This window comes from Microcystis sp. M53598_WE2 (assembly GCF_030067735.1).
Lineage (GTDB): Bacteria > Cyanobacteriota > Cyanobacteriia > Cyanobacteriales > Microcystaceae > Microcystis > Microcystis aeruginosa.
The window spans coordinates 1-7,062 of record NZ_JASJFE010001066.1; the positions used below are offsets into that span (position 1 = coordinate 1).

At 43.4% G+C, this 7,062-nt stretch carries 9 protein-coding genes and 1 tRNA gene; 1 reads left to right on the top strand and 9 read right to left on the bottom strand.

Going from position 1 to position 7,062, the window contains the following annotated elements; genetic code table 11:
- Positions 1-535: calcium-binding protein (locus PX636_RS21745; RefSeq protein ID WP_502882918.1), on the top strand; the 535-nt coding region annotated here is incomplete at its 5' end.
- A gap of 149 nt (positions 536-684) precedes the next feature.
- On the opposite strand, the gene PX636_RS21750 is transcribed toward PX636_RS21745, so the two are convergent.
- The 9 genes from PX636_RS21750 to PX636_RS21790 all read right to left on the bottom strand — a co-directional run bounded on the left by PX636_RS21750 (position 685) and on the right by PX636_RS21790 (position 6,569).
- The gene (locus PX636_RS21750; protein WP_288118849.1) at positions 685-1,053 is read right to left on the bottom strand and encodes a DUF29 family protein; all 369 of its coding nucleotides are present in this window, start codon (positions 1,051-1,053) and stop codon (positions 685-687) included.
- Positions 1,007-1,091: transfer RNA gene (locus tag PX636_RS21755), tRNA-Leu, on the bottom strand. Before PX636_RS21755 ends, PX636_RS21750 begins: the two co-directional genes overlap by 47 nt.
- Positions 1,070-1,957 carry a M48 family metallopeptidase gene (locus PX636_RS21760; RefSeq protein ID WP_002798142.1) on the bottom strand — a complete coding sequence of 296 codons (888 nt, stop codon included), beginning with the start codon at positions 1,955-1,957 and terminating at the stop codon, positions 1,070-1,072. Before PX636_RS21760 ends, PX636_RS21755 begins: the two co-directional genes overlap by 22 nt.
- Entirely contained in the window at positions 1,950-2,369 is a 420-nt protein-coding gene (locus tag PX636_RS21765) for a tetratricopeptide repeat protein (protein ID WP_079208852.1), read from the bottom strand. Before PX636_RS21765 ends, PX636_RS21760 begins: the two co-directional genes overlap by 8 nt.
- 119 nt (positions 2,370-2,488) lie before the next feature.
- Entirely contained in the window at positions 2,489-3,226 is a 738-nt protein-coding gene (locus tag PX636_RS21770; RefSeq protein ID WP_002782846.1) for a sulfite exporter TauE/SafE family protein, read from the bottom strand.
- Positions 3,227-3,257: 31 nt separating this feature from the next.
- Entirely contained in the window at positions 3,258-4,025 is a 768-nt protein-coding gene (locus PX636_RS21775) for a proteasome-type protease (protein WP_061433336.1), read from the bottom strand.
- Between the two features lie 135 nt (positions 4,026-4,160).
- A complete protein-coding gene (fabG, locus tag PX636_RS21780) occupies positions 4,161-4,937 on the bottom strand; it encodes a 3-oxoacyl-[acyl-carrier-protein] reductase (RefSeq protein WP_288118851.1) in 777 nt (258 codons plus the stop codon).
- Positions 4,938-5,078: 141 nt separating this feature from the next.
- On the bottom strand, positions 5,079-5,978 hold the full coding sequence (locus PX636_RS21785; RefSeq protein WP_002798149.1) for a lysophospholipid acyltransferase family protein: 900 nt from the start codon (positions 5,976-5,978) through the stop codon (positions 5,079-5,081).
- A 105-nt stretch (positions 5,979-6,083) separates the two neighbouring features.
- Positions 6,084-6,569: a DUF29 domain-containing protein gene (locus tag PX636_RS21790; protein WP_288118847.1), complete on the bottom strand. Its 486-nt coding sequence runs from the start codon at positions 6,567-6,569 to the stop codon at positions 6,084-6,086.
- Positions 6,570-7,062 lie beyond the last annotated feature (493 nt).

A 7,062-nucleotide genomic window follows, 5' to 3' on the forward strand; every position in this document is an offset into this window, starting at 1 on the left:
CTATATCAACTTTGAAAACGCCAATATGGGTGCCGGTAACGACTCGGTAACGGGTAATGCCTCCGCCAACTTAATCAACGGCGGTGCTGGCAACGACACCATCAATGGCGGTCTTGGCAACGACACCCTCGATGGTGGCTTGGGTCAGGATTCTCTCACTGGTGGTGCTGGAAACGATTTCTTCAGGCTCGACAACATAGCGAACCGTGATCTAATCGCCGGCTTCTCTGTACCCGCTGACAAGATCATTCTGGCGGACAGTCTTGACAGCATCTTGGTCATTTCTCCGGGGATCACGGGTCTGAGCTTTGTTGGTGGTAATGTGCCTGGAAATGTCCTTAGCGTTGGCTGGTTATTCAAGGGAGCCGGGTTCACCGGGGGAGCATTGGGAAACCTCTCCGGCATCTACGTCAATACCATCAACGGCGACATCTGGTATAACGATTCCACCGTCGTCGGTAGTTACCTAATTGCCAATGTTGGGGCTGGTGCCGCAGCTGGCATGACTAATGCTAACTTCGTTTACGGGTTGTAAGTCTCAGCTAGGCATCACAGTAGAACTATGCCATATCCCCCGCCTTTAGCGGGGGTTTTTTGTCGAACCCCCATCATTCAGTCACTAAAAACCCCAACTTTAATAGCGATATTAATCCTTTCAAAAACAGCATTATTTTTGAGTATGTATTAACCAGGGAACCAATCTTCATCAACAATTTTCTCAATTGTGCAAGGACAGTCAACTGGTAAAGTTAATCCACTTTTGCGACTCGCTTTTCCCAGAGCTTTTTGATAACAATAACCAAACCGTTCTAAGGCATGATTGTAGATTACCTGAGAGCGAAACAGCAAGCTTAATTCCAATCTGAAATTATCTATCTCGTCTGTCCAGTGGGGTAGGTAGTAAGGATGCTTCCAGTAGGCGTAAAATCTACTCCTCAGCGTGAGATTAATGTTTAGTCGGATGGAAGCATCAACACCATAATAGCCAGAAATTACTGTAATTTGATGGGCGGAGTCGGACTCGAACCGACATGAGGGGCTGCCTCGCCACATTTTGAGTGTGGTGCGTCTACCAATTTCGCCATTCGCCCTTGGCATTAGCTTTATCATTATAACCCATTTTTGGCCCCTTTAACAAATTGTGATAATCGGGGGAACTGGCCCAACGATCGATTTCTCGCGCGCGCAGGACGGGGAGGGGATGGGTTAACTGTTGGGTTTGCAAACCCTTTAACATTTCGCCCATTTCCGAGGCGCTGACGGCATCGTAGGACTTGGCCTGATCGATAAAAGCCTCTAAATTTAATAAAGGTGCGAGACTGGGGGAACCTCCGGCTAACTTCATTAACACCGACATGACGATTTTTGGGTCTTGAACTGCCAATAAAGCCGCTCGATCGCAACTAAACTCGGCGCAGCGCACCCATGCTAACATTCTCTCCTGTAGGGATCGTGCTAACATTGTCCCCCAATTGGGCAGTAATCCCGCCGCTAGGACCATAATATTGGCTAAAGTCAGATAAACGCCGTGTTCACATTTGAGATGACCTAATTCGTGGGCGATTACCGCTTGAATTTCTGCGGGAGTCAGCATTTCAATTAGGGAAGTGTGCATCACCATAAACGGTTTTTTGCCGCGCATGGCGAAGGTATAGGCGTTAGGAACGGGGTTTTGTTGAATGTATAATTGAGGTGGTTCTAAGTCGAGAATTCGGCAAGCTTCTAGGAGGAGATTATGCAGGTCGGGTAATTGTTTTTCCCCCACCAAAACACTAGCAGCAATGTTATTTAAGTAAAAGAATTCCTCAGCGACCGAACCTAACAAACTTCTCACGGCTATATCTAACCCAGGCAACTGTTTAAGGGAATTAGTGGCCTCTAGGTCGATGGGATGCCGAAAATCATTGGCTTTTAAGCCGAGTAATAACTGTTTTGATAATGCCATATTCTTATTCATTTAACCAAGCTTTGATGCGTTCTAAACTTTTCCAATCGGGTTTTCTAGCCAAACCATCGGCGATATTTTCATCCACTTCTTGGCGAACTTCTTTGTTTAAACTAACTAATTGTTGCACCAGTTCGATATGTTCTCTGACTCCGGCGGTTTTGGTTTCTAACATAGCCAAAACCAAATTGATCCGGTTTTGCGGGGAAACTTTATCGAGTTTTACGGCTTTTTGGGCGGCTTTTAGGGCTAATTCCGGTTTATCGGTGAGCATATATAACCAAGCTAAACAGGACCAAACGGCGGCATTTTTCGGACTGCGATCGCTTAATTGTTTAAATTCCGGCAATAAACTGGCGGCGCTTTCTCCCTGTTGGTAGCGTTCTAAACCTTGTTCGAGGGTAAAATTGGCGGTTTCTGTCATTTTCAGCTAGGGGGTTAATCAAGGAGCAAATTTAACGGTTATCGCTGTATTACACGGGGTTAATACAATTCACCTTTATCTAGTATTCTAGCAAAATTTGTCCCCTTGTCAGCAAAATTTTAAAAGACGATGCCGCGTTCTCGCCAGATCATCAATAGGCCACTCATCGAAACGAATAACATCACTGCTTGTTTAAATTGTTGGGGACTCATTTTTTCTAAAACTTTTTGTCCTAACCAATTGCCCGGCCAGGCCGCTAATCCTAATAATAAACCGTAACCGAGAAAGGGCAGATGTAAAACTCCAAAGGCTGCGTAGGCGATTAATTTGGCCACATGAACTACTACCATGTGAACGGATTTCGTTGCCACCATTGGTTCTTTAACTAGCCCATAGTTGATATAAAACAGGTTCATCATCGGGCCGGTACTACCGACTAATCCTGAGAGGAAAGCGTAGATAAATCCCGAGGGCATAAAATACCAAGTTTTAATCTCAAAAAAAGGATTTTCTTCTTGGGGAAATAATTGTTTAAGCGAGGAGAAAACCAGAAAAATTCCCAAAACTAGCGGCAACCATTTGAATTGTAAATGGGCAAAGACAAAAGCGCCGAGGGTAGATCCCATAATTGCGCCAGGTAGATACCACACCGTCGAGGGCCAGTCAATGGCGCGCCAATACATTCCCATGCGTTGGACGTTACCGAGTAGCATCCCCGTGGTTAAAACTGGAGGAATGACGGCAGCATCGAGAAACCAACCTAAAACGGGGAGTAGAATCAGGGGGCTGCCCCCACCAGCAAGGGTGCTAAAAAACCAAGCTAGACTACCTGCCAACATCAAGGTAACAATGATCATCGAATTGTCAAGTTAAGTTAAAAAGAGTTACTTAATCTATTATGATATCTTCTTTGGGATCTTCATCGGTATAATGCCATTCCACATTGGGCATAGCCTCGAAAGCTTGCCGGACGTAATCTTCCCAGAGTTTCCGCATTTTGGCTAGGTAGGGGTCTCCTAGGCGCAATTGTAACTTATGACGTAGGCTTAGGCTATTCGCTTCATACATACTCAAATAGATAGGCGGTCCAACGGAAATATTCGATTTCATGGTCGAATCGATGGAAAGTAAGGCACATTTGGCCATTTCCTCTAGGGGTGTATCATAGGTAATAGTGCGATCGAGAATCGGTTTACCGTATTTAGTTTCACCTATCTGTAAAAAGGGCGTTTCTTTGGTGGCTTGAATATGATTTCCCTGGGGATAAATCAGGAATAATTGCGGCTCTTCTCCTTTAATTTGTCCCCCAAGAATAAACTTACATTTAAAATCAATATTATCTTGTTCTAGCCAAGTTCTTTCCCTAGCTTGTACTTGACGACTTTTATCACCGATATAGTGGGCGATATCGTAGAGATGAGTCAGAGAATGGAGATTTTTATCCTCTTGATTGTGCAGATCTCTTTTTAGTTCGTGAATCACTCCTTGGCTAATCGATAAATTCCCGGATGTGCAGACCATAATTACCCTTTCTCCCGATACCGAAAAGTCAAATAATTTCCGATAGGCCGAGATATAATCGACTCCCGCATTCGTGCGAGAATCCGCCCCCATAACAATGCCAAAGCGATTGATAATTCCTAAACAGTAAGTCATTTTCAGTTATCAGTAATCAGTGAACAGTAATCAGTAAACAGTAATCAGTGAAGATTTATCTGTGAATAATATCATTTAAAGCTTAAAACTTAAAACTAATCACTTTAATCTGATAACTGATAACTGATAACTGAATTAAGCCATAACCATACCACCATCGACGTTAAAGACTTGACCAGTGATATAAATAGCGGCGGGATCGGCGGCTAAAAAACGCACCATTCCGGCGACTTCTTCCGGTTTTCCGTAACGGGATAAGGGAATATATTTGAGAATTTCATCTGCTTTGAGGTCATGAGTCATATCGGTTTCAATAAAGCCGGGGGCCACGGCATTAACAGTGATGCCTCGACTGGCAAATTCTTTGGCTAAAGTTTTCGTTAAACCGATAACACCGGCTTTAGCGGCGCTGTAATTAGATTGACCCGGATTACCCATCAAACCAGATACAGAAGTGATGTTAATTATGCGGCCGCTTTTCTGTTTTAACATCAATTTACTGACGGCGCGAGTGCAGAGAAAAACTCCGGTTAAATTGAGATCGATGACCGCTTGCCAGTCTTCTAATTTCATTCTTAACATTAGGGTATCCCGGGCAATACCGGCATTATTAACTAAGACATCAATATGACCGAATTTTTGCTTAGTACTATCTACTAAATTATCCACTTCTTCGCTTTTAGCCACATCTGCTTGTAGAGCTATTGCCTTTCCCCCGGCCGCGGTAATTTCTTCAACAACGGCATCGGCAGCACTGCTAGATTTAGCATAGTTCACCACTACAGTAGCACCCTGGCTGGCTAATTCCAAGGCGATCGCTTTACCGATCCCTCGCGAGGCCCCGGTTACTATGGCTACTTTGTCTTGTAAATGCTGGCATTCTGCGGGTAATAGTTTCATAATTTTCTGCATTCCCCAAATAATCGTCAAATCTCAAGAGAAAACTTTGTACTGATAACTTTGCTCAAAACAATTCATTATCTCACAAGCGGGCCAATCTGACCGCAGCCATCCTCAAGTGCGATCGCTCTGTCCCCACTTTCCTCTATAGTATCAGGGAGAATTGGCTGCCACTAATTGATCGAGTTGTTGCTGCATCAAATAACAGACTTTCTCATAACATTCGCTTACATAACGGCGGTCCCGGGCTGCTTTTTTGCCGTAACGTTCAAAAATAATTGGGGGACAAACCCGCGTCTGTATCGATACGGGTAAGGGAATATTCGGCAAGGGACCGATAGCTAGTCCCCAGGGTAAACCGAAATAGATGGGACAGGTCCCGGGGTCAATACCGAAAGGCCAAGGCATACCCTTTTTATGCAATTCTTTTAATTGAGGATAAATATCGTCGAGGACAAACAGAGTCGAGTGAGCGCCGTGGGAAATGGCGGGAATAATCGGCACTTCGTACTGTAAAGCTAGTTTAACAAAAGCTTGATTACCGGCAAAATAAATTTTATTTCTTAAACTGTGGGGACGGAAAACATCCGCAGCACCTCCCGGATAAATGAGGACACTAGCGCCACTATTTAAAGCAGCGATCGCCATTTTCGGATGAGCATGAATGGCCCCCATTTGGGCCACTAGATGCGCTTGGGATGGAAAAACTTGCCAGACTCGCGAATCCATCAAACCATAGACTAAGCGATCGCTGCCAAAGCGTTGAAACCAATCATACATCATCATAAACATATCGGGAGCCGCTAAACCGCCGTTATGGGAGCCGATGAATAATACTTGTCCTGAGGGGGGAATATTTTCCCAACCATCGGTTTTGACGCGAAAATAATGGTGATAAAACCAATCCAGAAGGGGGACAAATTTTTCGATCACTTGCGGATCGCGATCCTCTAATGACCAACCGGTGAGGGTATCAACAGGGGCCTTGGCTGCTTGTAGGGATAATTCGGCAAAAGTCGCCGTAGATGAGACAAAAGAGCTAAAAATCTGCATTGATGCCCAGTGGATAATTTAAGCGCATCTTATTATCGCAAATTTCGGTTAAAAAACCCATCGTTTTAGAACGGCTTTCCTCGATAATTCTATCATTTTTAATGTCTAATCTTCACAGTTGAACCAATTTTTATCTAATAATTGCTCTAAACTGTAAGGACATTCTGAGGGAAAATCGCCAGAAAAACCAGTTTTTTGTTGAACATAATCGAAAGCATCCTGATAGATTATCGGTAATTCCTCAGCCAAATAATTCTGTAAATTCGTCGTTAAACATTTTCTTAATTGCGTGCGAAAACTGATAATTTCCGCTCGCCAATGATTCCGATTTATTTCTGCTTCTGTTGTCCAATATTGTAAAAGTAATAAATGCCTGATCACTTGTTCAAGTAAGCTACTGACTCGGTTTTTATCTCTTTTACTCAAGCTTTCTAATTCCTCAATTAAATGGATTACATCTAATTCATCTAAGCGATTTTCCTTGAGGATTTTTATTGTTTCCTCTAACCAAAGATGTTGATCAATTTCGTAAAGTAGGGGCAGGGTTTCTCCTCCCTCTACTTGCCAGGAATTCTGATTTAAAGTTTTCATTGGGTTGTTGGCGGTTTTTAATAGGAAATAAGTACCCTCATATATATATTAGGCGACTTTCTCCTAATTTTGATATTGACACGGGAAAAATTACCGCCCCTCCTTACAGTAACTAACTGCCATTATCCCTAAATAAATGTAAAAAAGATTAATTTTCGCCAAAATAGTTGACTTTACACTCCTCCTGTGCTGCGGTGCGCTTCAAAGTAGGTTGGGTTGAAGCATGAAACCCAACGCTAGAAACGACTCTAAGACCGATAGTATCTCAGCTAGGGAAAGTATGTTTCCATTCAATTAATTTCTAAGCACGAGTGGTTGAAGGAATAGAGGACGGTTTACTCAATCCCTTCGCCTTCGGCTTCCCCCTTTGAAAGGCTATCCATTAGTCACATCTTTCTTAACATAAAATTTGACAAAAAGAGAAAAGTGTGCAAGATGGCTCAAGGGGGTTCTATGGGGGGACTAATTTGATGAGATAGTTTCCAAGTCTCGC

What these genes read in the sequence shown, in the direction of transcription:
- fabG (WP_288118851.1), bottom strand. Translation starts at nt 4,937, where the DNA reads ATGCAGAAAATTATGAAACTATTACCCGCAGAATGCCAGCATTTACAA.
- PX636_RS21785 (WP_002798149.1), bottom strand. Translation starts at nt 5,978, where the DNA reads ATGCAGATTTTTAGCTCTTTTGTCTCATCTACGGCGACTTTTGCCGAA.
- PX636_RS21760 (WP_002798142.1), bottom strand. Translation starts at nt 1,957, where the DNA reads ATGAATAAGAATATGGCATTATCAAAACAGTTATTACTCGGCTTAAAA.
- PX636_RS21775 (WP_061433336.1), bottom strand. Translation starts at nt 4,025, where the DNA reads ATGACTTACTGTTTAGGAATTATCAATCGCTTTGGCATTGTTATGGGG.
- PX636_RS21770 (WP_002782846.1), bottom strand. Translation starts at nt 3,226, where the DNA reads ATGATCATTGTTACCTTGATGTTGGCAGGTAGTCTAGCTTGGTTTTTT.
- PX636_RS21765 (WP_079208852.1), bottom strand. Translation starts at nt 2,369, where the DNA reads ATGACAGAAACCGCCAATTTTACCCTCGAACAAGGTTTAGAACGCTAC.
- PX636_RS21750 (WP_288118849.1), bottom strand. Translation starts at nt 1,053, where the DNA reads ATGTGGCGAGGCAGCCCCTCATGTCGGTTCGAGTCCGACTCCGCCCAT.
- PX636_RS21790 (WP_288118847.1), bottom strand. Translation starts at nt 6,569, where the DNA reads ATGAAAACTTTAAATCAGAATTCCTGGCAAGTAGAGGGAGGAGAAACC.